Origin of the sequence: Streptomyces sp. NPDC048196 (assembly GCF_040652715.1) — a bacterium.
In the GTDB taxonomy this organism is placed as follows: domain Bacteria; phylum Actinomycetota; class Actinomycetes; order Streptomycetales; family Streptomycetaceae; genus Streptomyces; species Streptomyces siderophoricus.
Map to the genome: position 1 here is coordinate 84,857 of NZ_JBEZMM010000004.1, position 23,031 is coordinate 107,887.

A 23,031-nucleotide genomic window follows, 5' to 3' on the forward strand; every position below is an offset into this window, starting at 1 on the left:
CCCCCTCGGGGGAACGGCATTACGTTTCTCCCTCGCGCGCCCCGGCACACCGGCCGGCCTTCCCCCCCCACCGCCGGGCCCGGCGCACCGAGTGCTCCGAGAACTCCTTCAGCTTCCTCCTCCGAGTTGACCACCGATCAGGAGTTACGCATGCTCATACGCCAGACGGTCGTTCACGATGACTTCCGCACCGCCGCGGACATGGCTGCGGATTCCGCCCGGGAATTGACGCTGCTGCGCGAGTCGCGGATCGCCGAACTGGTCGCGCGGGCGAACTGCGCCGGGCCCGCCGAGGTGCCCTGGCACGCCCGGAGTTTTCCGGTGCTCGCGGCGCTCGCCCCGGTCATGACGTCACCGGAAGGCGAAATCACGTATCCGGGCGATCCGATGTGCCTTTATGCGGCATTGAGCGTTCCGGTCGACAGTGCTTTGCGTTCCGCCCGACAAGGCGCCGGAACGGACGTCCCGTTCAGCGACCTCTGCCCCAGCTGGGGAAAGCCGCCGTCGAAAGTGCACCGGCTGAGCGCGGAACACGGACTGCCGTCGCAGCGCGCGAGTACCGGGACGTCCGACGCCACGGTCTTCGACCCGCGGGTGTGGGACGCGGAGGCCCGGGCGGAATTGCGGGCCGAACTCCGCCGGCACCGGCCGCGAGTGTTCCTCGTCAGTACGGTCTCCCCCGGTCACCGGTACGCACTGGAAATGGCGCGCATCGTCAAGCAGGAACTGCCGGACTGCCTGGTGGTGTTCGGCGGCCGCCATATGGACGAGACGATGCGGTACGCCCCGGCGAAGCGGTCCGTCATTCTGGAATACAGCTCGACCCTCCGGGCCGTCGACGATCGGCGGGCGGAGGCGGTGGTGGACCTCTGCGTCAGCGGTGAGGGGCAGTTCGCCCTCGACCTGCTGATGAAGGCGATCGCCCTGGCCATGGATCTGGACCGGACCCGGGCCACGGTCGGTGACGTGGTCCGGATCCTGCGGCTCTTCGGCGCCGCCGGCATCCGGGTGCCGGGCAATTCCCTGGTGTGCGCGCTGGATCTGGACACCGTGCATGCCTTTCCGATAGCCGGCGAAAAGCTCGATCTGGCCGCGCTCCCCTCTCCCTATCAGGGCTTCGCCATCCGGTCCCGTTTCCCGGTCTTTCCCCTGCCGGACGGTTCGCCGGCTCGTACGGCCCATATGACGGTGTCCAACGCGTGCCCGTACCACTGTGATTTCTGTTCCGAATCGGCGCTGGTGGTCGGCGGTCTGAAGCGGTTCCGGGGTTCGCCGGCCGAGACCGCGCTGGAGCGGCTCTGCGAATACGTCAGCTACGGCGCCGAGGCGGTCTTCTTCGACGACTCGATCTTCTGGACCGGTTCCTTCCCTCTGATGCGGGAATTCTGCGCCCTGTTGCAGGCGGCCCGTACCGCCGCGGGACCGGAGAAACTGCCCGAGGGCTGCCGGCGGTGGATCACCGACGAGGGCGACTGGCAGCGGCTGCGGCAGCTGCAGTTCGGCTGCCAGGTCACCGCCGACCTGCTCACCACCCTGCACAAGGAGGACGAGGTGCGCAACCTGCTGGTGGCGCTGCGCGACGCCGGCTGCACCTACCTCTACATGGGCATCGAAAGCATGTCGACGGACGTCATGCAACATGTGCACAAGAACATCCGGCGGATCACCGACTTCCCGTGGAAGGCGAAGGTCCGTACGGCCCTGGAGCGCATCCGGGACGCCGGCATCCCGGTCGGCAGCTCGGTGCTGTTCGGCCTGGAGGGCGAGACCCGCAAGACCATCGAGGAGACCGTCTACGAGGTCGGCCGGCTGGTGGACGACGGGCTGATCATGCTGGCCAGCCCCAACATCCTCACCTACCACCCGGCCACCAAGATCACCCGGGCGCACGGCATGCACGACCGGCTCGACTACCACTCCCCCGACATCGAGAACCGGCCGCCGTACATCTTCTTCGAGGAGGCGTTCCCCGGTGTCGTCTCCCGGCGCCTGACCGAGGACGACATCTGGTTCATCCATGAGCAGACCGCCACCCGCTGGGGCGCCATCCGCAATTCCGCGGAACCCGAGGTCAGGAAGGTGGAGGCGGCCGGCTGAGGGGGTGTCGCACCGTTACCGGACGCCGCTCCCCGTCACCCGTTCGGACGAACGCGGAAAGGGACCGGCGCGAGACCCCGCTCGGCCTTGGGGGACGGCGGCCGGGGGCCCGCCGCCGCCGTCCCCGCACCCGCCGGCAGCCGGGCCGACGGGTCGCGCCGCTTCTACGCTGATCGGGATGTCAAGGCCTGTCTCCGCCATTCCTGGAGGTCAGCATGGAGCCCGACTCCACCGTCTGGAACTGTCCCTTCGACTACGCCGAGGCCCTGGAGTTCGATCCGACGCTCAAGCGCCTGCTGACCGAGGAACCGGTCGCCCGCATCCAGCTGCCGCACGGCGAGGGCTGGGCCTGGCTCGTCACGCGCTACGAGGATGTGCGGACCGTGACGACCGACCGGCGCTTCAGCCGCCATGCGGTCGTCGGCCGCGACTTCCCGCGGATGACGCCCGAGCCGATCGTCCAGGACGAGGCGATCAACGTGATGGACCCACCCGCCAGCAGCCGGCTGCGGAGCCTGGTGTCCAAGGCGTTCGCACCGCGGCACGTCGAGCGGATGCGGGAACGCACCCACCACGTCGTCGACGACCTGCTGACGCGGATGGCCGAGCACGGTCCACCGGCCGACCTGATGGAGCACCTCGCGGGGCCACTGCCCCTGATCACGATCTGCGAGGTCCTCGACATCCCCGAGGGCGACCAGGCGCAACTGCGCGCCCACGCCCGGACGATGATGAACCTCCGCGTCGACAACAAGGACAACGCCATCCGGTCCAAGGCCGAGATGCGGGAGTACTTCCGCAAGCTGACCGCCGAGCGGCGCCGGAATCCGGGCGACGACCTGATCAGCGTGCTGGCGACGGCCCGCGACGGGGACGAGATGCTCGGCGAGCAGGAACTCACCGTGATGGCCATGGTCCTGCTCATCACCGGCCAGGACACCACCACCTACGAGATCGCCAACCTCTCCTGCCTGATGCTCTCGCGGCCGGAGGTGCTGGCGCGGGTGCGCTCCCGGCCCGATCTGCTGCCGCAGGCGATCCAGGAGATGCTGCGCTTCATCCCGTTCCGCAAGGGCGTGGGCATCCCGCGCGTCGCCCTTGAGGACGTGGAGCTGAGCGGGGTGACCATCCGGGCCGGCGACATCGTGCATGTCTCGTATCTGACGGCCAACCGGGACGGCAGCAGGTTCGACCGGCCCGACGAGCTGGACCTCGACCGTGAGGGCCCGAACCACATGACGTTCGGCTGGGGCGGGCACCACTGCCTGGGCGCCCCGCTCGCCATCACGGAGCTGGAGGTCGCGCTCGGTTCGCTGCTGGAGCGCTTCCCCGAGCTGGCGCTGGCGAAGCCGCCCGAGGAAATCCGCTGGAACCAGAGTTCCATCTGGCGTTATCCGCTGGAATTGCCGGTGGTGTGGTGAGTCCGGCAGAGGTGCCGACGGGCGCCGGGTACCGGCCGCGACATGCGGAGATCAATCACCCGGCGTACCGTATCTAACTCGAACGGCTCGGCCACAGAAAGGCCGTTCCGCTTACTCCGAAAACACGGGGAGATCGGGAGAGTTCCTATCGGAAGAGCTCATTCTTCGACGACTGGCCCGCTCGCATCCTCCCAAGAGTCCGGAATATACCGGCGGCCGGCTGAATTCCTGAAACCGGCGGCTGGTGCGGCTCCACACTGCAGAGCAGGAACTGCACCGGGCGGACCACAGTTCTGCTGCAAGGAGTGCATCCCATGGCGGTACTGTGCAAACCGGCAATCGCCGTCCCCGAATACGTCATCACACAGGACGAAACCCTCGAACTGGCCAAGCGGCTGCACAAGGACCACGCGCAGCTGCGACTGGTACTCCGGCTGATCGAGCACACCGGTGTGCTCACCCGGCGGCTGATCCAGCCGATCGACAAGGTGCTCAAACACCCCGGGCTGGACGCCCGCAGCACCGTCTACGAGCAGGAATCCAAGGCCCGGGTGCCCTCGGTGGTGCGCCAGGCCCTGGACGAGGCGGAACTGGAGCCGCAGCAGATCGACTTGATCATCTACGTCTCCTGCACCGGCTTCATGATGCCGTCGCTCACCGCCTGGCTCATCAACACCATGGGCTTCAGGACGGACACCCGGCAGATGCCGATCGCGCAACTCGGCTGCGCCGCGGGCGGTGCCGCGATCAACCGCGCGCACGACTTCTGCACGGCCTATCCCGACGCCAATGTCCTGGTGGTCGCCTGTGAATTCTGCTCGCTGTGCTACCAGCCCACGGACCTCGGCGTCGGATCGCTGCTGTCGAACGGATTGTTCGGCGACGCGATAGCCGCCGCCGTGGTCCGGGGGCGCGGCGGCACCGGCGTTTCCCTGGAGCGCAACGGCTCGTACCTCATTCCGCACACCGAGGACTGGATTTCCTACGCGGTGCGCTCGACGGGATTCCATTTCCAGCTGGACAAGCGCGTTCCGGGCACCATGGAACCGCTCGCCCCGGCCCTGCGCGAACTTGCGCAGCAGCACGAATGGGACGCCGGAAAGCTGGACTTCTATCTCGTCCATGCGGGCGGTCCGCGCATTCTGGACGACCTCAGCCGCTTCCTCGACGTCCCGCCGGAAGCCTTCCGCTTCAGCCGTGCCACGCTCACCGAGTACGGCAACATCGCCAGCGCGGTCCTCCTCGACGCCCTGGCCCGGATGTTCGACGAGGGCTGCGCGGGCGACGGTCACCGCGGTCTGCTTGCGGGCTTCGGCCCGGGCATCACGGCCGAGATCGCGCTGGGGAGTTGGACGACGGACTCGTAGTGTCCGTCGCCGCGTCCCGGGACGGGTGCCGGCGCGCACGGAGGATCTCCGCGCTGCGCCGGCACCAGTCCCGGTTCTCCCGCTCGAACGCGAGGCCACGCAGACAGGTCAGGTAGGGGCCGATCCGTTCGCCGTGGCGAAGGAAGTCCGCTTCGTCGCGGTCCCCGCGCATCTGGCGCAACAGCCCGCCGAACAGCTCGATCTTGGCGTCGGCGAACCTCTCGCGCTCCGCCAGCCGCGCGATCAGCAGCTCGGCGTCGAGGTGGTCGGCGGCCTGGATCTTGACCAGCAGGTCGTCGCGGACGAAGGAGGGCTTGGCGGTCTCGGCCGCGAACTGCTCCAGCGCGGCGAGCCCCTCCGCGGTGACCCGGTACAGCCGCTTGTTCGGCCGGGCGTCCTGGACCACCTCCCGCCCGGCGACCAGCCCTTCCTTCTCCAGCCGGGTCAGCTCGGCGTACAGCTGCTGGGGCAGCGCGTGCCAGAAGTTCGCCACGCCCAGGTCGAAGGCCTTGGCCAGCTGGTAGCCGCTGAGTTCCTCGTCCAGCAGCGCCGCGAGGACGGCATGCCGGAGCGCCATGCGCCGCCCTCCTTTCCTTCGTCCTTGCCGGTCACCTCTTCCGGACCGCTCCCGCACATGATACTCAAGAAAGTGAGTAGTCAGATTCTTGAGTATGAAGGCTGAGGACTGTCGAGGCCGCGCGGGCGTCCGCCCCGTGTCCCGCGAACGAGGAGACCCGATGACCACCGCAGACCGCTTCCGTGCCGCCGTCGAGAACCGCGACCTCCCCGCCCTGGAGGACCTGTTCACCGAGGACATCCGCTTCTACAGCCCGGTGAAGTTCTCCCCCTTCGAGGGCAGGCCGCTGGTCATGGGTCTCTTCGGGGTGCTGCTGCGCACGTTCGAGGACTTCCGCTACGTCGGCGGCTTCCGCGGCGAGGCCGAGACCACCGCCGACGGCACCCGGGCCGCCGCGGACGTGCTGCTCTTCCGCGCCACCGTCAACGGACGGCAGATCCACGGCATCGATCTGCTGCACCTCGACGACGCCACCGGCCGGATCAAGGAGTTCACCGTGATGATCCGGCCCCGCTCCGCCGTGGAGACCCTGAGCGAGGCGGTGCACGCCGGCCTGGTCGCGGACGGTCTGGTGCCGGCGGTGTGACGCCGGGATCACGCCGAAGCCCCCGGCTCCCTCCACGGGAACCGGGGGCTTCGCGCCACGTGTCGTGTACGGCGTCAGCCGACCCGTGCGGGCACCAGTACCCGTTCCCGGCCCAGGGCGGTGAGGGTGGTGTCCCCGTTCATGGCGAGCTTGCCGCCCGGCCAGAGGGCGATCAGGTCGTCCTGGCGGGTGCCGCCGCCGTACGCCCCGGCGGTGACGAGACGGCCGTTGCGCCAGGCGGACTTCGCGGGCCGGAGCCGGTGGTCGACCTTCAGGCCGTTGGCCGCGAGGTTCTCGTAGGCGGTGACCTCGCCGTCCGACCACCGGACGACCAGGTCCTGGTCGCCGGCCGCGGTCCGGAAGTCGCCGGCGGCGAGATCGACGGCGTGCGTCCAGGTCGGGTTCCGCTTGGCGAGCTGCTTCTCGGCGTGCAGCCCCTTGCCGTCGACATCGGTGTAGAGCGTCACCTCACCGTCGGACCAGCGCACCACCAGGTCGTCGCGGCGGGTGTTGCCGCCGCCGAACCGGCCGGCGGCGAGACCGTAGGCATGCGTCCACGTCCCGTTGGGCGCCTTGAGCTGGATCTCGTTGCGGAGCTTGTTGGTTTCGTTGACGTCCTGGTACAGGGTCAGTTTGCCGTTGGCCCAGCGGACGAGCAGATCGTCGGTGGAGTTGCCGGTGAAGTCCCCCGCGGTGATGGCCCTGGCCTGCTTCCACAGCTCGTTCTTCTTGGCGAGCGTGACGTCCTTGCCGAAGCCGTACTGCCGGTTGCCGGGGTAGAGGGAGAGCTCACCGTCGGACCAGCGCACGATCAGGTCACCGGTGCCGTTGCGCACCGAGGAGGTGTGGAACCGGCCGCCGGTCAGGGACGTGGCGTGCTGCCAGGTGGAGCCGTCGCCCAGCTGTCCGGCGCTGTCCGGCACCGCGTCGTCGACGGCCTGCTGGTAGAGGCGGAAGACATCGCCGTCGTACTGCGACGAATAGGAGACGTCGGCGGTGGGCCCGCCGGTCTTGTAGCCGCCGATGGAGCCCACCAGGTCGCCCCGGCTCCCGTCGAAGTGCTCCAGGAACGGCCCGCCGCTGACGCCCGAGCGGAACCCGTCGCACTGGATCCGCAGGAACCGGCCCTGGAACGCCGTGGTGTCGTTCATGCACTGCAACGGGGTCTTCTGGCCGCCGGGATAGCCGACGAGGGTCACGTTCTTGCGCGCCAGTTGCGTCGCCGACACGGAGGTGAGCCGGTTCCCGCCGCCGACCGCGTCCTCCAGCAACTGCCCCTGGGAGTTGGGCCCGACCCGCACGATCGCGAAGTCCACGTCATCGCTGGGCGACGAGGTCAGATACCGCCCGTCGATCCAGACCTTGCCCGTCTGCACCGGGAACAGCCCGTACGGCGTCTCCCCCGCCTCGCCCGCCTGCGAGGCCCCGGCGCGATAGCCCGGCACGAACGCCGCGTCGCGGTACGACCTGTCGCCCGTGAGGCAGTGCGCGGCGGTCAGCACCAGGCTCTTGGTGGGTGACGCCACGGCGCTGGCGCTGCAGAACTGGTTGGGCGTCGCCGACCCGTCGGCGGTGCGGATCAGGAAGACCCCGACGGTGGCCACGCCCGCGTCGGCCCGGTGGGTCGGCACCATCGAACGCCGGCCCGCGCCCGGGGCACCCGCCGCTTCCTGGCCCTTCCCGCCGTCCTGCACCGCGTCCATCGGCACGGCGGCGCGGATGCGCTCCGGCGTCCAGTAGTGCTCGGTCGCGCGTGCATCGCGGATCGCTTCCGCCGTCACCGGCGGCGGGGTCGGCGCGGCGTCGGTGGCAGACGCAGGGGGAACGGGCTGGCTCTCCGTGTCACGAGCGGCGAGCGCCGGCACGGCGATCGCAAGGGACACACAAGCTCCGAGCGCGGCGGCCCGCGCCCACGGTATTCGTTTCATGGACCTGTCTAGGGACGGACGACATCGGTCGTGGAGTCAACTGGCGGCTCGGGCGCAGGAAAAGAAGCGCCTCCGAGCCGGCGCCCGCATAATCTCATCCCTACGAGTGCCCGGGCGAACTAATGACCGAAAGTAGCCCGCGGACGTGCTCGGACGACACCTGGGAGGCCGACCATCATCACCATCCGCCCCGCCGGGCCGGGCGACGCACCGGCGATAGCCGCCGTTCACCAGGCGTCCCGGGCGGCCACCATGCCGTATCTGCCGCCGCAGCGTCGTACGCACGACGAGGTCACGTACTGGATCCGCGAGATCGTGCTGCCGGAGAGCCACACCCTCGTCGCCGTCCGGGACGAGGAGATCGTCGGGTACGCCGTCGTGTGCGGCGAGCTGCTCGATCAGCTCTATCTGCGGCCGGACGTGCGGCGCACCGGCATCGGCAGCCGGCTGCTCGGCGCGGCGCGGGAGCACTCCCCGGGCGGGCTGACCCTGCATGTCTTCCAACTCAACGCAGAGGCACGGGCGTTCTACGCGCACCACGGGTTCCGGGTGGTGGGCACCGACGACGGCAGCGGCAACATGGAGAACCTGCCGGCCCTCACCCTCCGCTGGACACCGGGGGTCGCCACCCCGTGAGGGGCAGGGGTACAGCGGTCCCGCCGCGGACCGGGACACCTTTGCCCCTTTGAGTGGTTTAGGGCGGATTTTCTAGCTCGGGCGGGGAGCGTGGTCTTCCATGGCGGCGTGAGGGAGGCACCGCCAGGAAGGAGCCGCACCGTGCACGAGCTCGTCGCCGCCCTGCTCGAACCGGACGTCACGGGCCGGGAGCTCGCCGCTCTGCCCCTGCCGCGGACGTACCGGGCGGTGACCGTGCACCGTGCGGAGGCCGCGCTGTTCGCCGGGGTGCCGCACGACGAACGCGACCCGCGTGCCTCGCTCCACCTCGACGAGGTGCCGGTCCCCGAGCCGGGGCACGCCGAGGTGCTGGTCGCGGTGCTGGCCTCGTCGGTCAACCACCACACCCTCGGCTCCGCGCTGTTCGAGCCCGAGCCGACCTTCCGCTTCCTGACGGAGTACGCCCGCAGGTCACCGGCCGGACGGCGGCACGACCTGCCGTACCACGTCCTGGGGTCGGACCTCTCCGGCGTGGTCCTGCGCACCGGCCCCGGCGTCGGCCACTGGCGGCCCGGTGACGAGGTCGTCGCGCACTGCCTCGTGGTGGACCTGGACGGCCAGGACGACGCGGCGCGCGGGCCGGCCCAGCGCATCTGGGGCTACGAGACCAACTTCGGCGGGCTGGCGGAGCTCGCGCTGGTCAAGGCCACCCAGCTGATGCCCAAGCCACCGCATCTGACGTGGGAGGAGGCCGCCTGCTGCGGACTGGTCAACTCCACCGCGTACCGGCAGCTCGTCTCCCACAACGGTGCGGCCATGAAGCAGGGGGACACCGTCCTGATCTGGGGCGCGGCGGGCGGGCTGGGTTCGTTCGCCACGCAGTACGCGCTGGCCGGCGGGGCCACGCCGGTGTGTGTCGTCTCGTCGCCGGAGAAGGCCGCGCTGTGCCACGGGATGGGCGCGGACCTCGTCATCGACCGCACGGCCGAGGACTACCAGTTCTGGAAGGCCCCGGACACCCCGGACCCCGGCGAATGGCGGCGCTTCGCCCGGCATGTGCGGGACCTCACCGGTGGGGAGGACCCCGACATCGTCTTCGAGCACCCGGGCCGGGACACCTTCGCCGCGTCGGTGTACGCGGTCCGGCGCGGCGGCACCGTGGTCACCTGTGCCTCCACCACGGGCCCGGCGCACCTCTATGACAACCGCTCGCTGTGGACCGGGCTCAAGCGGGTCCTCGGTACGCACTTCGCGAGCTACCGGGAGGCGTGGGAGGCCAACCGGCTCGTCCTGAAGGGCCGTATCCACCCGCCGCTGTCCGTCACCCATCCCCTGGAGGCCACCGCCGAGGCGGTGTCCGCCGTGCGGGCGGGACGGCACCACGGGAAGGTGGGCATCCGCTGCCTGGCGCCGCGGGACGGTCTGGGCGTGCGCGACCCCGAGCTCCGCGAGGACCTGCTGCCGTGGCTCACCCTCTTCCGGGACGGTTGAGCCCCGGAAGAGGGCCGTCAGGCGGGCGTCAGGCCTCGATGCGTACCACGGCCTCGATTTCGACCGCGATGCCGAAGGGGAGGGCCATCATGCCGACGGCGGAGCGGGCGTGCGAGCCGCGCTCGGAGCCGAAGACATCGGTGAGGAGGTCGGAGGCGCCCTCCGCGACCACGTGCTGTTCCTGGAAATCGGGGGCGGACTGCACCATCACGAGCAGTTTGACGAATTCCCGTATCCGGTCGAGATCACCGAGTTCGGCGTTGAGGGCGGAGAGGATGTTCAGCGTGACGAGCTTGGCGGCCTCCTTGCCCTCGTCGATGGTGAAATCCGCGCCCAGGCGTCCCCGGTATTTCACCGAGCCGTCCGGATTCAGCGGGCCGTGACCGGAGACGAAGACGAGATCGCCGACGGTCTTCGTCGGCACGTAATTCGCCAGCTTCGGCAGCAGCGGCGGCAGCGTCAGTCCGAGTTCTTCCAGACGGCGTGAGACCTGACCCATTGCTTGTTTCCCCTCGATCTTGCGTAGGTGAATACGTGGTCCTGCGCAGGTGAATACGTGGTGGTCAATCGTCGGTCGGTGTGGCGGAGGCCACCGGTGCGGCGGGCGGGGCGGCCTGTGGTGGCTCTGGTGCGGTGGCGGCACGGGCCGTGACGGCCCGCAGGCAGTGGAATGCGGTCAGCCCGGTCAGCGCGAGGACCGCCACCAGGATCGCGAACGACCTGATGTCCGGCGGAATCTTGCTCACGACCAGGGACGCGAAGCTGCCGCCGGCCATCTGGACCGCCCCCAGCAGTCCGGAGGCGGCGCCGGCCATGGCGGGGAAGGAGGTCACCCCGCCCGCCACGGACATCGGGAAGAGGAAGCCGTTGCCGATGGTCACGGCCGTCATCAGCACCAGCAGCGGCCATGGGGTCTGCGGATCGGTCAGCCCCACCACCAGCAGCACCAGGGCGCCGCTGGAGAAGATCAGATGGCCCCGGACCAGCAGCCGGTCGATGGAGTGGCGCTTGACCAGGCGGCGCGAGACGAGATTGCCGGTGATGTACGCGGCGGCGATGCTGATGTAGCAGTAGCCGTTGATCTCGGTGCTCATGCCCAGGCGCTGGAAGATCACCGGTGAGGCGACCAGATAGCCGGTGTAAACGGCGTACCCCACCCCGAGGTTGAGGCCGTAGCCCCAGAATTTTGCGCTCAGCAGCAGCCGCCGGTAGTTCCCCACCGTCGTGCGCAGCCGCCGTGCGCGGCGTTCCGCGGGCAGCGACTCGGGCACCCTGAGGACGACGGCGAGCACGGTCACCGCGGCGATCACTGCGGTCAGGAAGAAGGGCGCCTGCCAGGAGACGTAGGTGGTCAGATAGCCGCCCAAGAGCGGGGAGATGGCCGGTGAGGCGCCGACCACCGGCATGATCGTGGTGAAGACGCGGGCCGCGGTCTGCTGGCCGTAGAGGTCGCCGACGATGGCCCGGGCGAGGACGAGTCCGGCGCCCGCACCGAGGGCCTGGAGCAGCCGGGTGGTGGCGAAGACCGCGATGTTCGGGGAGAGGGCGCAGCCGAGCGAGGCGACCGCGTACAGCGTGAAGCCGCCGATGACGAGCCGTCGTCGGCCGATCGCGTCGGACCAGGGGCCGTAGAGGAGTTGGGCGACGAGCAGGCCGACCAGGTACGGGCTGAAGGTCGCCTGGACCGCGGAGACGGAGGTGCCCAGCGCGTGGGCGGTCTGCGCCAGGCCGGGGAGGTTGATGTCGGAGGACATCAGGCCGCCCACGCTCAAGGAGATGAGCACCGCGAGGAGTAAGGGCGGGACTTTGGCTTCCGTGGTCTGCATGCATGCCCTTCCGGACGCGGAATGCGTCCCCTGGGCCCGCCGCCTCGATTCCGTGGCGGTGGCCGGCGGTTCGACGATCGGATCTGAATCCTAGTGATCGCGTGGGGGCGGAAACAGGCTCCTCTCGGACCGTTCCCCCTGCTCCGATGGGCGCCGGAATGCGGTACCAACAGCGGCAAGTACCCTCATTTCACCCCTTGGTCTTTTACCGGCAGTAGCTTCGGGCCATGCGCACCTTCATCGTTGATGCGTTCACCGACCGGCCGTTCGCCGGAAATCCCGCCGGTGTCTGTCTGCTGGAGAAGCCGGCCGAGGTGGCCTGGATGCAGCAGGTCGCCGCCGAACTCAATTTGTCGGAAACCGCTTTCGTGCACCGCGTGGGGGAGAACTCCTACGGCCTGCGGTGGTTCACGCCGACGGTGGAGGTGGACCTCTGCGGCCACGCCACCCTCGCCACCGCCCACGTGCTCCACACGACGCGGGACGCCGCCGAGAACGCGACCCTGCGCTTCGAGACGCTGAGCGGGGTGCTCACCGCCCGGCGGCACGGCCGCGGTGACATCACCCTGGACTTCCCGGCGGACCCGCCGGCCGCCGAGCCGGTGCCGCTGGGGCTGGCCAAGGCGCTGGGCACCGACCCGGTGTGGACCGGCCGGGCCCGGCACGATCTGCTGGTGGAACTGGCGGAGGCCACCGCGGTGCGGGACCTGGCCCCGGACATCGTCGCGCTGGCCGCCTTCAGCGGCCGGGCGGTCATCGTGACCGCGGCCGCCCCGGCGGGCGCCGATCACGACTTCGTCTCCCGGGTCTTCGCCCCGGCCGCCGGCATACCCGAGGACCCGGTCACCGGCGCCGCGCACTGCGTACTGGCGCCCTTCTGGTCCCGGCGGCTCGGCCGGACCGAGCTCGCCGGTCTCCAACTCTCCCCGCGCGGCGGCCGGGTGGGCGTCGAGCTGCGCGGTGACCGGGTGACCCTGCTGGGGCAGGCGGTGACGGTGTTCAACGGGGAGCTGAGTACAGCGAGCTGAGGCGGTACGGCGGCCGGCCTGACGACACGCGCCCCGCTTTCCCGGTACGGCCGGGAAAGCGGGGCGCGGGAACGAGACGCCGGTGAGTCCTCAGGGGCGGATGAGCACCTTGAGGGCCTCGCGTCCGGCCATGGCCTTGTAGCCGTCCGGGACGCCGTCCAGCCCGACGGTGCGGTCGAAGATCGCGGACGCGTCGAGGCGTCCGGACAGCACGTCGGGCAGGAGCTCGGGGGCGTAGGCCCGGGCCGGGGCGACGCCGCCGGCGAGGGTGACGTTACGGCGGTAGAAGCGCCGTACGTCGACGCCGTCGCCGTCCTGGGGGACCCCGACGTAGCCGACGGCGCCACCGGGGCGGGCCATGTCCAGGGCGTCCCGCAGGGCCGCGCCGGTCCCGACGCACTCCAGCACCGCATGCGCCCCGTGGCCGCCGGTGAGTTCCCTGACCCGCTCGACGGCCTCCGCGCCGCGCTCCGGGACCACCTCCACGGCGCCGAACCGCCGCGCGAGGTCCGTCCGCGCGGTGTGCCGGCCGAGGACGATGATGTGCTCCGCGCCCAGCCGGGCCGCGGCCAGCACGCCGCACAGCCCGACCGCGCCGTCCCCCACCACGGCGACGGTCCGGCCGGGGCCGGCCTGCGCGGCGCGGGCCGCGTGGTGCCCCGTGCACAGCACGTCGGACAGGGCCAGCACCGCCGGCACCCGGGGGTCGTCCGGCTCCATCGGCAGCGGGAGGAGGGTGCCGTCGGCCTGGGGGACGCGGACCGCCTCGCCCTGGCCGCCGTCCAGCTCCCCGCCCCAGAACCCGCCGTTCAGGCAGGAGTTGGGCAGCCCGTCCGAGCAGAACTCGCAGGTACCGTCGGACCACTTGAAGGGCGCGAGGACGAGGTCCCCGCGGCGTACGGAGGTGACCTCGGCGCCGGTCTCCTCGACCACGCCGATGAATTCATGGCCGAGCCGCACCCCGTCGGGGTTCGGCGGCATCTTCCCGTAGCGCCACAGGTCGCTGCCGCAGATCGCGGCGTGGGTGATGCGCACCACGGCGTCGGTCGGCCGGTCGATCCGGGCGTCGGGCACCTCCTTCACCTGGACGTCCCCTGCCCCGAACATCACTGCTGCCCGCACGGTCGTACTCCTGGATTCGCTCGACGAGGGCCGGTCCGGCCCGGTACGGCTCGGGGATCACGCGCGGCGCGCTACGCGTGGACGGTCCACTCGCGGCGCCGGAGTTCGGCCGTGAGTGTGCCGGCCGACCCGTCCGCCACCAGGAGTTCCGCCAGTCCGGCGGAGCCGTCCGTGGCGTGCTCCAGGCGGACGTCCTCGATGTTCGCCCCCACCGCCGAGGCGGCGGAGAGCAGTCGGGCCAGCTCACCCGCCCGGTCACGCAGGACCACCCGAACCGATCTGTACGCTACGGCAGTTCCGCCGGGCCTGCCGGGGATCCGGGCATATCCCGCGTTGCCCCGTGCGAGCAGCGCGGTCAGCTCCGCCGGGTCCGGCCCGCGCAGCGCGCGGCGCACAGTGTCCAGGTCGCCGGCGAGCCCGTCCAGCACGGTCGCCACGGCCTCCGCGTTGGTCGCCAGGATGTCCGTCCACAGTCCGGCGTCGCCCGCGGCGATCCGGGTGACGTCGCGCAGCCCCTGGCCGGCGAGCCGCAGCGCCACCTCTTCCCCGTCGTCCAGCCGGGCCGCCATCAAGGTGGCGAGGAGGTGCGGGACGTGGGAGATGAGCGCGACGGCGTGGTCATGGGCCTCGGCGTCGAGGACGACCGGCACGCCGCCGCACAGCCGGACCAGTTCCAGCGCCCGCCCCAGGACGGCCGGTTCGGTCGCCGGGTCGGGGGTGAGCACCCACGGGCGGCCCTCGAACAGCTCGGCCCGGGCCGCCAGCGGACCCGAGCGTTCCCGCCCGGCCATGGGGTGGCCGCCGACGAAGGAGCCCAGGTCGCCGCCGCGGGCCGCGATCTCGTCCAGCGGCGGGCCCTTCACGCTGGCGACGTCGGTGTACGCCCGCGCCAGACCGTTCTTCTGGTGCTCCTCCAGGACGCCGGCCACGCTCCCGGGCGGCACCGCGAGCACCGCGAGGTCCACCGGCCCGGGCGGTGCGCCGGCCGTCCCGGCGCCCAGCGCGGCGGCGGTACGGGCCGCGTCGCCGTCCCGGTCGATCAGATGGGTGGTGACGCCCCGCGTCGTCAGGGCGAGCGCGACGGAGGTGCCGATGAGCCCGGTGCCGACGACGGCGACGGTGCGCAGCGCGTTCGCGGTCATCCGGCGCCCTGGGTGATCCGCCGGATGATGTGCGCGGCCAGCCGGCGCACCCCTTCCTCGATCCGCTCGGGCGTCAAGTAGCTTGCGGACAGCCGCAGTTGGCGCTCTCCGCCGTCGCCCAGATAGAAGTAGCTCATCGGGGTCCAGATGACGCCGTGGTCGCGGGCCGACTCCTCCAGGAAGGCGTTGTCGGCGGCGAACGGCAGGGTCAGGACGAGGAAGAATCCGCCGTCCGGCACGTTCCACCGCACCTGCCACCGGTCCTGCGGCAGATGGCGGGCGAGGGCGGCCAGCAGCGCGTCCATGGTGCCGCGGTAGAACTCGATGAGGTCCTTGTTGGCGTCGCGCAGCCGGCACCCGTGCTCAAGGAGCATGCCCCCGATGGCCGCCTGGGCGATCGCCGGGGTGTTCACCGTGACCATGCTCTTGATCTTCGACAGTTCGTCGGCGAGCAGGGTGCGCCCGCCGTGCTCGCCGATGACCGGCTGATCGGCGATGACGTAGCCGACGCGGGCACCCGGGAAGCAGGTCTTGGCGAACGAGCCGAAGTAGATCACCCGGTGCCGGGTGTCCAGGGACTTCAGGGTGGGCCGCTGCTCCCCGGTACGGCTGAAGAACCCGTAGGGGTTGTCCTCCAGCAGCAACAGGTCCTCCGCCGCGGCCAGATCGAGCAGCGCGCGCCGCTTCTCCGTGGGCATCGACGCCCCGGAGGGATTGGCGAAGTCCGGGATCACGTACACCGCGCGCGGCCGCTTGCCCCGGGCGCGGAGCTCCCGGACGGTGGCGCGCAGCGCGTCGAGGTCCAGGCCGGTGTCGTCCTCGGGCACCGGCACGGTCGCGGCGTCCAGCAGCCGCGCGGCGCCCGTGATGCCGACGTAGCCGGGGTCGGTGACCAGCAGGACGTCGTCCGGTCCGGTGATCAGCGCCCGCAGGACCAGGAGCATCGCCTCCTGGCAGCCGACGGTGACCACGACGGCCGCCGGGTCGGTGTGGATGCCTTCGTCGTGGGCGATCGTCCGGGCCACCAGGTCGTGGATCTGGCCCTTGGTGCGCCCGTACTGGAACAGCGCGGTGCGCACCTCCTCGGGTGAGCGGCCGAGGTCCTGCTCCAGGTGGCGCGTGTAGGTGTCGAGGTAGCCGCCGATCCGGTCCACCTCGAAGAACCCGTCGTAGGGGCGGCCCGGACCGAACGAGATCGCCTCGGGGTACCGCAGCGTGACCTCGTTGAGGAAGTTCATCACGTCGAGCAGCGGGTCCGAGAGGGACGAGTGCAGATCGGCCGGCCTGAGCTCGGCGTCCGGTCCGGGCCGCGGCATTACGCCTGCTCCTGCCAGAGCACCGGGCAGAAGTCCGGGTCCGTGTAGTCGGGGTTGCCGCCCGCGTCCTTGCGGACGAGGACGTCGTTGTTGTAGACGACCCGCTCGCCGGTGGAGATCTCGAACGGCCGCCACTGGTTCGTCCGGTCCTGGAGGTGGAACGAGATCGCCCGGCGCGGACGGTCGCTGCGGTTGAGCCCGCTGCCGTGGTAGGTGCGGCAGTGGTGGAAGCTGATGTGCCCCTTGGGGATGACGACGGGCACCTTGCGGACCGACACGTTGTTGAAGGCGGCGTTCTCCTCCAGCATCTCGTCCAGCTCGGAACGGTCCCGCTCGGCGAAGTGCTTGGTGGTCGCGTCGTTGCCGCCGATCTCCTTCCACCGGTGACTGCCGTCGACCATGGTGATGGTGCCCATCTCCTCGCCACAGTCGTGGAAGGGGATGAAGGCGGTCAGCATCTCGTCGGAGGTGCAGGTCTGCCAGTAGTGACGGTCGAAGTGCCAGGGCACGATGTTGCCCTCGTCCTCGGGCCGCGGCGGCTTGTGGATCAGGGTGCTGTTCCACAGCCGTATCTGGCTGGTCTCCGCTATCCGCGCGGCGACCGCCCCGATGAGCGGCTTGGACAGGATGCTCCGGATGGTGTCGTCCTCGTAGAAGATGTAATCGTTGTGCCGGTGGACGTCGCCCTTCTCCGGCTCCCAGTACGCCAGCCGCGGGGGCCGGACCGGGAGGGTCCGGTCCCGGTGACCGCCGTAGAAGCGGTCGGCCGCGGCATCGAGCGCGTCGACCTCGTCGTCGGTCAGCAGCTTCTTCGACAGGTACCAGCCGTGCTCCTGGTAGAACAGCACGTCGTCGTCGGTGGGCAGCAACGCCCGGTCGTGGTCGCTGAGCTGGAACGCCTCGGTGGTCATCATGGTCCTTTCCGAAGATCCGGGTCCTCGTACGATTCGTTCGGTGCCGCCGCGGCCGGGCCGCGGGCCAGCAGCTCCGGGCCCAGGGCGGCGAGGGACGGGCGGCCGGCCAGCGCCATGGCGTCCTCCAGTTCGTCCCGCAGCAGGGTGAGCACCTCGCGCGCCCCAGCCTCGCCGCCGGCGGCCAGTCCCCACAGCACGGGTCTGCCGACGAAGACCGCCCGCGCGCCCAGCGCCAGTGCCTTCAGCACATCGGTCCCGTGGCGGATGCCGCCGTCGAGGAACACCGGACAGCGGCCGTCGACCGCCGCCACGACCTCCGGCAGCGCGTCCAACGTGGCGACGACGCCGTCGAGTTGGCGTCCGCCGTGGTTGGACACCACGATCCCGTCGATGCCGAGTCCGGCGGCGCGGGCCGCGTCCTCGGCGGTGAGGACGCCCTTGAGGAGGAGCGGCAGCCGGGTCTGCTCGCGCAGCCAGGCCAGGTCGGACCAGCTCAGCGAGGGGTCGATGAAGGCGTCGGCGTGCCGGGCCAGGGCGGAGCTGCCGTCCTGCCGGTCGTGCAGGAAGCCGGTGACCTCACCGTCCAGGTTGCGGGCGACGATGCCCGGCGGCAGGTGGAAGCCGTGCCGCACCTCACGCAGCCGTCTGCCGAGCCGCGGGGTGTCCACGGTGAGCACCAGGGCGCGGAACCCGGCGGCCTCCGCGCGCCGCACCACCGTGCGCAGCACGTCCCGCCGGTGCAGCCAGTAGAGCTGCAGCCAGAGGGGTCCGGTGGTCTGCGCGGCGAGGTCCTCGAAGGTCCGGCTGGCGAAGATGCTGACGATGGTCGGAATCCGCAGACCCGGCGCCCCGGCCGCCCGCACCGTGGCCACTTCCCCTTCTGCGCAGGCGAGTTGGTGGTAGGCCATCGGCGCGATGCCGAGCGGCGCGCCGACCGCGTCCCCCAGCACCGTGGTCGACAGATCGCACCGGGAGACGTCGGCCAGCACCCGGGGCCGCAGGCGGAGCCGGCGGTACGCGGCGCGGTTGGCCCGAACGGTGCTCTCCGTACCGGCTCCGCCCTGGATGTAGTGCCAGGTGGCAGAGGGCAGGCGGTCCTTGGCGAGCGCGGCGTAGGCGCCGACGGTCAGCGGCCGGGGGACGGGATCGGCGTCGGTCATGGAGCGCCGGTGAGGGCCTGGGCCCGCTCGACGGCCTCGTAGAGCCCCTTGATGTTGCCGCTGCCGAAGGTCTGCGCGCCGCGCCGCTCGATGAGTTCGAGGAAGAACGTGCCCCGGGCGTGCGGCGAGCGGGTGAAGATCTGGTACAGCAGCCCCCAGTCGTCGCGGTCGGCGAGCACGCACAGGTCGCGCAGCACCTCCAGATCACCCCCGAGGGAGCCGACCCGGTCCTCCACCGCGTCGTAGTACGTGGCGGGCGTGTGCAGGAATTCCACCCCCTGCGAGGCGATGTGCGGCACGGCGGCAGCGATGTCCGAGGTACCGAATGCCAGATGCTGTACGCCGGCGCCGCCGTGCGCGTCGAGAAAGGCGTCGATCTGCCCCGGCTTACGCCGCACATCGGGCTCCAGGAACGTGAAGGTGACGGCCCCGGACGGGCTGCGCACCACCTTGGATTCCATCGCCTGGTCGCCGACCTCGATGAATTCCTCGAATGCCTCGTCGAACCCGAGGCCCTTTTCGTAGAAGGCCACCGTCCGGGCGAGTTCACCGGCCGGAAGGCACACGGCGAAATGGTCGAGCGAATGCAACCGCGCTGCGTCGCCGGCGGATTGCGCGCCGGCACCCGCCTCCGTCCACCGCAGCCGAGGATGCGGCAACTGCCGGTCCGGGTCCTCGTACTGCACGAAGGTGTGCACGGTGTCCCCGAACGCCCTGACCGCGGCGGACACGGCGACGGAACCGTCCTCGTACTCGACCTCGGCCGGCTCCGCCACCACCTCCGCCCCGTGCTCGACGGCCCGCCGGAACGCATCCTCGGCATCCCCGGTCCGCAGCGCGACATTGGCCACTCCGTCACCGTGGCGCGCCACATAACGGGCCACCGGCCCGTCGGAGGTCAGATCTGAGGTCATCAGGAGGCGAATGTCCCCCTGCCCGAGGAGAATTGATCTGCGGTCCGCAAGCCCGGTTTCCGGACCCCCTTCGGCAAGGATTTCAAAACCGAACGCGGTGCGGTAGTAATAGGCGGCCTGCCGGGCATCCCCGACATGGAATTCGACATGACTGATGGTGTAGTCGCTCAACGAGACCCCCGCTGTTTGTATGGCGAGTTGCGGCCCACCGGCCACCGATATCGGGCAGCCGGCCGACCGAAAGAGCCAAACAAAATTAACCGCTGGTACACACCTGACAGAACACACCTTCGGAGACTTGCGGTTCCTCGATCGTCACCCGCGCCTGCTCCGATGGTCGCCCGGGCGCGCCCCTCAGGCGCCCCCCCATGCCGACGGCCGACTACCCGAAAATCCCGTGCTGGTAGGCATACAGCCCGGCCCGCAGCCGGTCCGGCTGCCCGATCTTCCGCATGGCCTGGGTCAGATGCTTCTTGACGGTGGCCTCCGCCAGGAACAGCTCCGTGGCGATCTCCGCATTGCTCAGCCCCCGCGCGAGCTTGCCCAGCACCGCCCGCTCCCGCTCGGTCAGACTGGCCTCGGCCGGGCTGGGCCCGTCGATCGCCAGCGTCTGCTCGACCGGCTGCACCTTGGGCGCCGGCAGGAACACCGCACCGCCCAGGGCCACGGTCGTCACCGCCCGGATGATCTGCTCCTCATCGACCGCCGGATCGATACACCCGTGCACGCCCCCCGTGAGGACCTGCGAGACCTCCACACTCGTCTCCGCGGGGTGCAGCAGTATCGCCTTCGCCCCCGGCACCCCGTTCACCGACACCAGCCGCTGCGCGGCCGCCGCATCCGCGGCCAGCCCTTCCCTCGTACCGACGAGGACGACCTCGGGCTGCTCCTCACGGGACGCCTCGATGGCCTTCTTCGGATTCCCGAAACTACTGACCACCCGCAACTCCGGCGCCGCCGTCAATATCGACCGCAACCCGGCCCGCGTCACCGACTGCTCCGCCACCAACATGACCCGCACCACGGGCGGCGCCCATAACTCCCCGGCCGCGCCCCGGTACCCGTGCACGCTGCCGCCATGAACGTGAGCGCTCTCATTGGGCGCGTGAAGACCTCCACTGTGCCCGTGAACGCTCCCGTTCCTCCGGTCACTCGCCTGCTCGCGGTCCCCCGCCTGCCCTAACTGCCCTGCCTCCAGCACCGTGATCCCCCGTTCCTCCACCGAACGTCCCTCGTCCCAGAACAATGTCGCCGAGCCGGTCAAACAGGACTGTAAGCCCGAATCGCCTCCGTTCCTTCGGCTCCCTGTTCACCATTGAGCAAAAAAACGACCGGTGCGTCGGTGCTTACTGGGAGCTATAGGGGGAGGTCAGGGGGGTGGTTGCCTGGGTCATCAATTCCGCTGCGGAAAAGGGCAGTTGGGGCGTGCGTTCCGCCCGTGGCCTACGCTGTCCGCTGCTCCGCGCACGCGGAGCAGCGGACACAAGACAGGCCGGAGGACGCTCGGAGGGCGTCACACACCGAGTGCCATGCACTGCTGGAGCAGCGGCTCCAGGCGCAGCTGCGCCTCCTCCCGGTCGAAGACCTGAAGCGCGTCGAGGCAGGCGAAGACCCAGCGGGCCTCCCCCTCGTCCCCGATCTCACATGCGATGGCGGTCACCACGGCCTCCGTGTCGACCTGGTCCCCACCGAACTCGGCGGCAACGGACCGATAGCCCGCCGCGAGGGCCGGATCCGCGTATACGCCGGTCGCCTCAAGGAACGCCCGGACCGCCGAGCGGTCCGCGAGCATGTCGGCCAGACGCCGCAGGACCTCGTCGGGGTCGCCGAGCTCGACGTGCAGCCGGTGCGCACGGTCGACGAGAAGCGGCCACCCGCCGGTCAGCGCGTGGAGCCGCTCCAGCCGTTCGTCCGTGGTGAACACCTCGGCACGCTGGGCCCAGCCCCGCAGGCTTCGCCGATCATGCCGGCGCAGCACCACCGGGACCGCAGAGGTCCGTGCCTCGCCCGTCAGCAGGGCACGCCACAGGTCCAGTTGCGCGGTGTCGGTGACGAGCACCACCGCGCGGGTCACGCCGGCATTGCCGGGCAGCAGCGTGTCGGCCAGGTCGACGGCCTCGTGGCAGGTCTCCGACTTCACCGGGTAGCGGGACATCCCGGCACAGTGCGCTGCCTGCCCTCCGAGGGGCCGCCATACGTATGCCCAGGCGCCCGAGCAATTCCTGTCGCCCCTTGGGAGGGAGGGAGTTGAAAGCCAGCTCCACCATGCCGACCTTCAGGTCGTCGAGGGCGGCGGCCGCCGGCTGTTCCAGTGCGTTGAGTGCTGCGGCCAGGGCTCCGAGGCCCTCGACCGACACGCCCCGCGGAGACAACGGTGGCCCCGCGCTGACGTGGTAGCGGTCCTGCACACGCGCTCCGTTCGATGGTGATGTTGCGTTGCGGTCCGTGCACCCGCGGTCAGCCTGGTGCCACGAAAGTGTCGCCGGCTAAAGCGATTTGACGTTCCGTCAGGGCCCACGGGTGTGCTGGGAGACGCATGCTCCACGGCCGCCACCAGCGATCTCATGTCGGCACCGCCCAGCGGCCCGGTGTCACGCCAGCAGGCCGCAAGTGCTGCCCGGGTCATGGCGTAGGGGCCCCACATCCGCAGCATCTCGCTGGAGGCGAGGCTGCGCCGCACCACGTCGAGGAGACCGATCAGACCCGTGCGGAGCGCCTCGTCGTGTGTGCCACCCACGAGTTCGGCGAGGGACACGGGGACGAACGGGCTGAGCAGCTGCGCCCGTGCCGTGGTCAGCAGATAGTCGGCGTAGGCGGACAGGTCATCGCGCCGCACCGCTTCTTGTGAGGGGTAGCAGGCATCGACGACGACATGGCCGTCCTCGTTGATCCAGCGCTGATGGGTGCGTAAGCGGTGGAGCTGGGCGGGCGACAGGCTCAGTCCCGGTCCGAAGGCGTGCGGGTCCGGGACCAAGAGCTCCCGGCGGCGTGGGGAGGTCTCCGTCCCCGCCCCGCCCGGCCCCTCGGCACCCGCGGGTGCTCCGGACACCCAGGCCGGTACGTCACCGAGGGCCCCTATTTCCGGGTGGGCCCCTTCCTTGTAGACGACTTCGGCGTAGAGCGGGTCGGACCCCGTGGCGACACACACCATGGCGCCGACAGGGAGCGCGGGCACACTCTCTCCGAGCGTGACCGCGGGGAAGTCGTCGAGGCGGAGCGGGCTGCAGCCGTAGCCCTCGCCCGCGAGGTCATAGCCGAAATACACGGCGTTGAAGGCGACGGCAGCGTGCACCGGCGCCCGGCGGACCGCAACGACCGCTTCCAGATACCGCAGCAACCTCTCCCGCTCCACGGCCGGTACGGCGTCGTACCCCTCGGCCATGGCAGACGTCAGCAGCGCCTGTTCCCCGTACGGGTCCGCCACCCGGGGCGCTGTCCCGCTCCCCCGGGGCGACACCCTCTCGTCGACGTGTTGTACAGGTTCGTCCCCGATCGCTGTCTTCGGATTCTCTGCGACCGGCCCCTCA

20 protein-coding genes are annotated in these 23,031 nt (G+C 70.6%); 7 read left to right on the forward strand and 13 right to left on the reverse strand.

Translation table 11 applies throughout. The features are described 5' to 3' along the window. The first annotated feature begins 150 nt into the window (after nucleotides 1–150). The 3 genes from AB0E02_RS07195 to AB0E02_RS07205 all read left to right on the forward strand — a co-directional run bounded on the left by AB0E02_RS07195 (nucleotide 151) and on the right by AB0E02_RS07205 (nucleotide 4,885). Nucleotides 151–2,097, forward strand: a complete 1,947-nt coding sequence (locus tag AB0E02_RS07195; RefSeq protein WP_362136951.1) for a B12-binding domain-containing radical SAM protein — start codon at nucleotides 151–153, stop codon at nucleotides 2,095–2,097. Between the two features lie 215 nt (nucleotides 2,098–2,312). After that, nucleotides 2,313–3,518 carry a cytochrome P450 gene (locus AB0E02_RS07200; RefSeq protein WP_362136953.1) on the forward strand — a complete coding sequence of 402 codons (1,206 nt, stop codon included), beginning with the start codon at nucleotides 2,313–2,315 and terminating at the stop codon, nucleotides 3,516–3,518. A gap of 314 nt (nucleotides 3,519–3,832) precedes the next feature. Next, nucleotides 3,833–4,885, forward strand: coding sequence for a type III polyketide synthase (locus tag AB0E02_RS07205; protein WP_362136955.1), 1,053 nt, complete (start codon nucleotides 3,833–3,835; stop codon nucleotides 4,883–4,885). Here AB0E02_RS07205 and AB0E02_RS07210 read toward each other — a convergent pair. Then, the gene (locus tag AB0E02_RS07210; protein WP_362136957.1) at nucleotides 4,842–5,462 is read right to left on the reverse strand and encodes a PadR family transcriptional regulator; all 621 of its coding nucleotides are present in this window, start codon (nucleotides 5,460–5,462) and stop codon (nucleotides 4,842–4,844) included. The genes AB0E02_RS07205 and AB0E02_RS07210 overlap by 44 nt on opposite strands. Before the next feature lie 160 nt (nucleotides 5,463–5,622). Here AB0E02_RS07210 and AB0E02_RS07215 point away from each other — a divergent pair, with 160 nt between their 5' ends. Further along, nucleotides 5,623–6,048, forward strand: coding sequence for a nuclear transport factor 2 family protein (locus tag AB0E02_RS07215; protein WP_362136959.1), 426 nt, complete (start codon nucleotides 5,623–5,625; stop codon nucleotides 6,046–6,048). 74 nt (nucleotides 6,049–6,122) lie between these two features. Here the strand turns inward: AB0E02_RS07215 and AB0E02_RS07220 are convergent, their stop codons facing one another. After that, nucleotides 6,123–7,931, reverse strand: a complete 1,809-nt coding sequence (locus AB0E02_RS07220) for a trypsin-like peptidase domain-containing protein (RefSeq protein WP_362136961.1) — start codon at nucleotides 7,929–7,931, stop codon at nucleotides 6,123–6,125. A gap of 297 nt (nucleotides 7,932–8,228) precedes the next feature. Here AB0E02_RS07220 and AB0E02_RS07225 point away from each other — a divergent pair, with 297 nt between their 5' ends. Then, nucleotides 8,229–8,612: a GNAT family N-acetyltransferase gene (locus tag AB0E02_RS07225; RefSeq protein WP_362136963.1), complete on the forward strand. Its 384-nt coding sequence runs from the start codon at nucleotides 8,229–8,231 to the stop codon at nucleotides 8,610–8,612. 141 nt (nucleotides 8,613–8,753) lie between these two features. Beyond that, complete coding sequence (ccrA, locus tag AB0E02_RS07230) at nucleotides 8,754–10,082, forward strand: crotonyl-CoA carboxylase/reductase (protein WP_362136965.1); 1,329 nt, start codon at nucleotides 8,754–8,756, stop codon at nucleotides 10,080–10,082. A 28-nt stretch (nucleotides 10,083–10,110) separates the two neighbouring features. Here the strand turns inward: ccrA and AB0E02_RS07235 are convergent, their stop codons facing one another. Together AB0E02_RS07235 and AB0E02_RS07240 are read right to left on the reverse strand one after the other, a co-directional pair. Next, nucleotides 10,111–10,581: a RidA family protein gene (locus AB0E02_RS07235; protein WP_362136967.1), complete on the reverse strand. Its 471-nt coding sequence runs from the start codon at nucleotides 10,579–10,581 to the stop codon at nucleotides 10,111–10,113. A 64-nt stretch (nucleotides 10,582–10,645) separates the two neighbouring features. After that, nucleotides 10,646–11,908, reverse strand: a complete 1,263-nt coding sequence (locus tag AB0E02_RS07240; protein WP_362136969.1) for a multidrug effflux MFS transporter — start codon at nucleotides 11,906–11,908, stop codon at nucleotides 10,646–10,648. A gap of 227 nt (nucleotides 11,909–12,135) precedes the next feature. Between AB0E02_RS07240 and AB0E02_RS07245 the strand changes: the two genes are divergently transcribed. Next, on the forward strand, nucleotides 12,136–12,936 hold the full coding sequence (locus AB0E02_RS07245; protein ID WP_362136971.1) for a PhzF family phenazine biosynthesis protein: 801 nt from the start codon (nucleotides 12,136–12,138) through the stop codon (nucleotides 12,934–12,936). A 90-nt stretch (nucleotides 12,937–13,026) separates the two neighbouring features. On the opposite strand, the gene AB0E02_RS07250 is transcribed toward AB0E02_RS07245, so the two are convergent. The 9 genes from AB0E02_RS07250 to AB0E02_RS07290 form a co-directional block, all read right to left on the reverse strand. Further along, nucleotides 13,027–14,043 carry an alcohol dehydrogenase catalytic domain-containing protein gene (locus AB0E02_RS07250; protein WP_362137151.1) on the reverse strand — a complete coding sequence of 339 codons (1,017 nt, stop codon included), beginning with the start codon at nucleotides 14,041–14,043 and terminating at the stop codon, nucleotides 13,027–13,029. Between the two features lie 86 nt (nucleotides 14,044–14,129). Further along, complete coding sequence (locus AB0E02_RS07255) at nucleotides 14,130–15,185, reverse strand: prephenate dehydrogenase (RefSeq protein ID WP_362137152.1); 1,056 nt, start codon at nucleotides 15,183–15,185, stop codon at nucleotides 14,130–14,132. An 11-nt stretch (nucleotides 15,186–15,196) separates the two neighbouring features. Continuing rightward, nucleotides 15,197–16,516 carry a PLP-dependent aminotransferase family protein gene (locus AB0E02_RS07260; RefSeq protein ID WP_362136973.1) on the reverse strand — a complete coding sequence of 440 codons (1,320 nt, stop codon included), beginning with the start codon at nucleotides 16,514–16,516 and terminating at the stop codon, nucleotides 15,197–15,199. Further along, nucleotides 16,516–17,427, reverse strand: a complete 912-nt coding sequence (locus tag AB0E02_RS07265; protein WP_362137153.1) for a phytanoyl-CoA dioxygenase family protein — start codon at nucleotides 17,425–17,427, stop codon at nucleotides 16,516–16,518. Before AB0E02_RS07265 ends, AB0E02_RS07260 begins: the two co-directional genes overlap by 1 nt. Next, the gene (locus AB0E02_RS07270; protein ID WP_362136976.1) at nucleotides 17,427–18,590 is read right to left on the reverse strand and encodes an alpha-hydroxy acid oxidase; all 1,164 of its coding nucleotides are present in this window, start codon (nucleotides 18,588–18,590) and stop codon (nucleotides 17,427–17,429) included. Before AB0E02_RS07270 ends, AB0E02_RS07265 begins: the two co-directional genes overlap by 1 nt. Beyond that, nucleotides 18,587–19,675 carry a 4-hydroxyphenylpyruvate dioxygenase gene (gene hppD, locus AB0E02_RS07275; protein WP_362136978.1) on the reverse strand — a complete coding sequence of 363 codons (1,089 nt, stop codon included), beginning with the start codon at nucleotides 19,673–19,675 and terminating at the stop codon, nucleotides 18,587–18,589. Before hppD ends, AB0E02_RS07270 begins: the two co-directional genes overlap by 4 nt. A 211-nt stretch (nucleotides 19,676–19,886) precedes the next feature. After that, complete coding sequence (locus tag AB0E02_RS07280) at nucleotides 19,887–20,573, reverse strand: response regulator transcription factor (RefSeq protein ID WP_362136981.1); 687 nt, start codon at nucleotides 20,571–20,573, stop codon at nucleotides 19,887–19,889. A gap of 444 nt (nucleotides 20,574–21,017) precedes the next feature. Then, a complete protein-coding gene (locus AB0E02_RS07285; protein ID WP_362136983.1) occupies nucleotides 21,018–21,659 on the reverse strand; it encodes a hypothetical protein in 642 nt (213 codons plus the stop codon). 120 nt (nucleotides 21,660–21,779) lie between these two features. Next, on the reverse strand, nucleotides 21,780–22,928 hold the full coding sequence (locus AB0E02_RS07290) for a hypothetical protein (protein WP_362136985.1): 1,149 nt from the start codon (nucleotides 22,926–22,928) through the stop codon (nucleotides 21,780–21,782). Nucleotides 22,929–23,031: the final 103 nt, after the last annotated feature.

Excerpts from the sequence above, each read along its gene's own strand:
- AB0E02_RS07225 (WP_362136963.1), top strand. The coding sequence starts at position 8,229 with ATGCCGTATCTGCCGCCGCAGCGTCGTACGCACGACGAGGTCACGTAC.
- AB0E02_RS07270 (WP_362136976.1), bottom strand. The coding sequence starts at position 18,590 with ATGACCGACGCCGATCCCGTCCCCCGGCCGCTGACCGTCGGCGCCTAC.
- AB0E02_RS07240 (WP_362136969.1), bottom strand. The coding sequence starts at position 11,908 with ATGCAGACCACGGAAGCCAAAGTCCCGCCCTTACTCCTCGCGGTGCTC.
- AB0E02_RS07235 (WP_362136967.1), bottom strand. The coding sequence starts at position 10,581 with ATGGGTCAGGTCTCACGCCGTCTGGAAGAACTCGGACTGACGCTGCCG.
- AB0E02_RS07200 (WP_362136953.1), top strand. The coding sequence starts at position 2,313 with ATGGAGCCCGACTCCACCGTCTGGAACTGTCCCTTCGACTACGCCGAG.
- AB0E02_RS07285 (WP_362136983.1), bottom strand. The coding sequence starts at position 21,659 with ATGTCCCGCTACCCGGTGAAGTCGGAGACCTGCCACGAGGCCGTCGAC.
- AB0E02_RS07215 (WP_362136959.1), top strand. The coding sequence starts at position 5,623 with ATGACCACCGCAGACCGCTTCCGTGCCGCCGTCGAGAACCGCGACCTC.
- AB0E02_RS07260 (WP_362136973.1), bottom strand. The coding sequence starts at position 16,516 with ATGCCGCGGCCCGGACCGGACGCCGAGCTCAGGCCGGCCGATCTGCAC.
- AB0E02_RS07250 (WP_362137151.1), bottom strand. The coding sequence starts at position 14,043 with ATGTTCGGGGCAGGGGACGTCCAGGTGAAGGAGGTGCCCGACGCCCGG.
- AB0E02_RS07265 (WP_362137153.1), bottom strand. The coding sequence starts at position 17,427 with ATGACCACCGAGGCGTTCCAGCTCAGCGACCACGACCGGGCGTTGCTG.
- AB0E02_RS07210 (WP_362136957.1), bottom strand. The coding sequence starts at position 5,462 with ATGGCGCTCCGGCATGCCGTCCTCGCGGCGCTGCTGGACGAGGAACTC.
- AB0E02_RS07245 (WP_362136971.1), top strand. The coding sequence starts at position 12,136 with ATGCGCACCTTCATCGTTGATGCGTTCACCGACCGGCCGTTCGCCGGA.
- AB0E02_RS07205 (WP_362136955.1), top strand. The coding sequence starts at position 3,833 with ATGGCGGTACTGTGCAAACCGGCAATCGCCGTCCCCGAATACGTCATC.
- AB0E02_RS07195 (WP_362136951.1), top strand. The coding sequence starts at position 151 with ATGCTCATACGCCAGACGGTCGTTCACGATGACTTCCGCACCGCCGCG.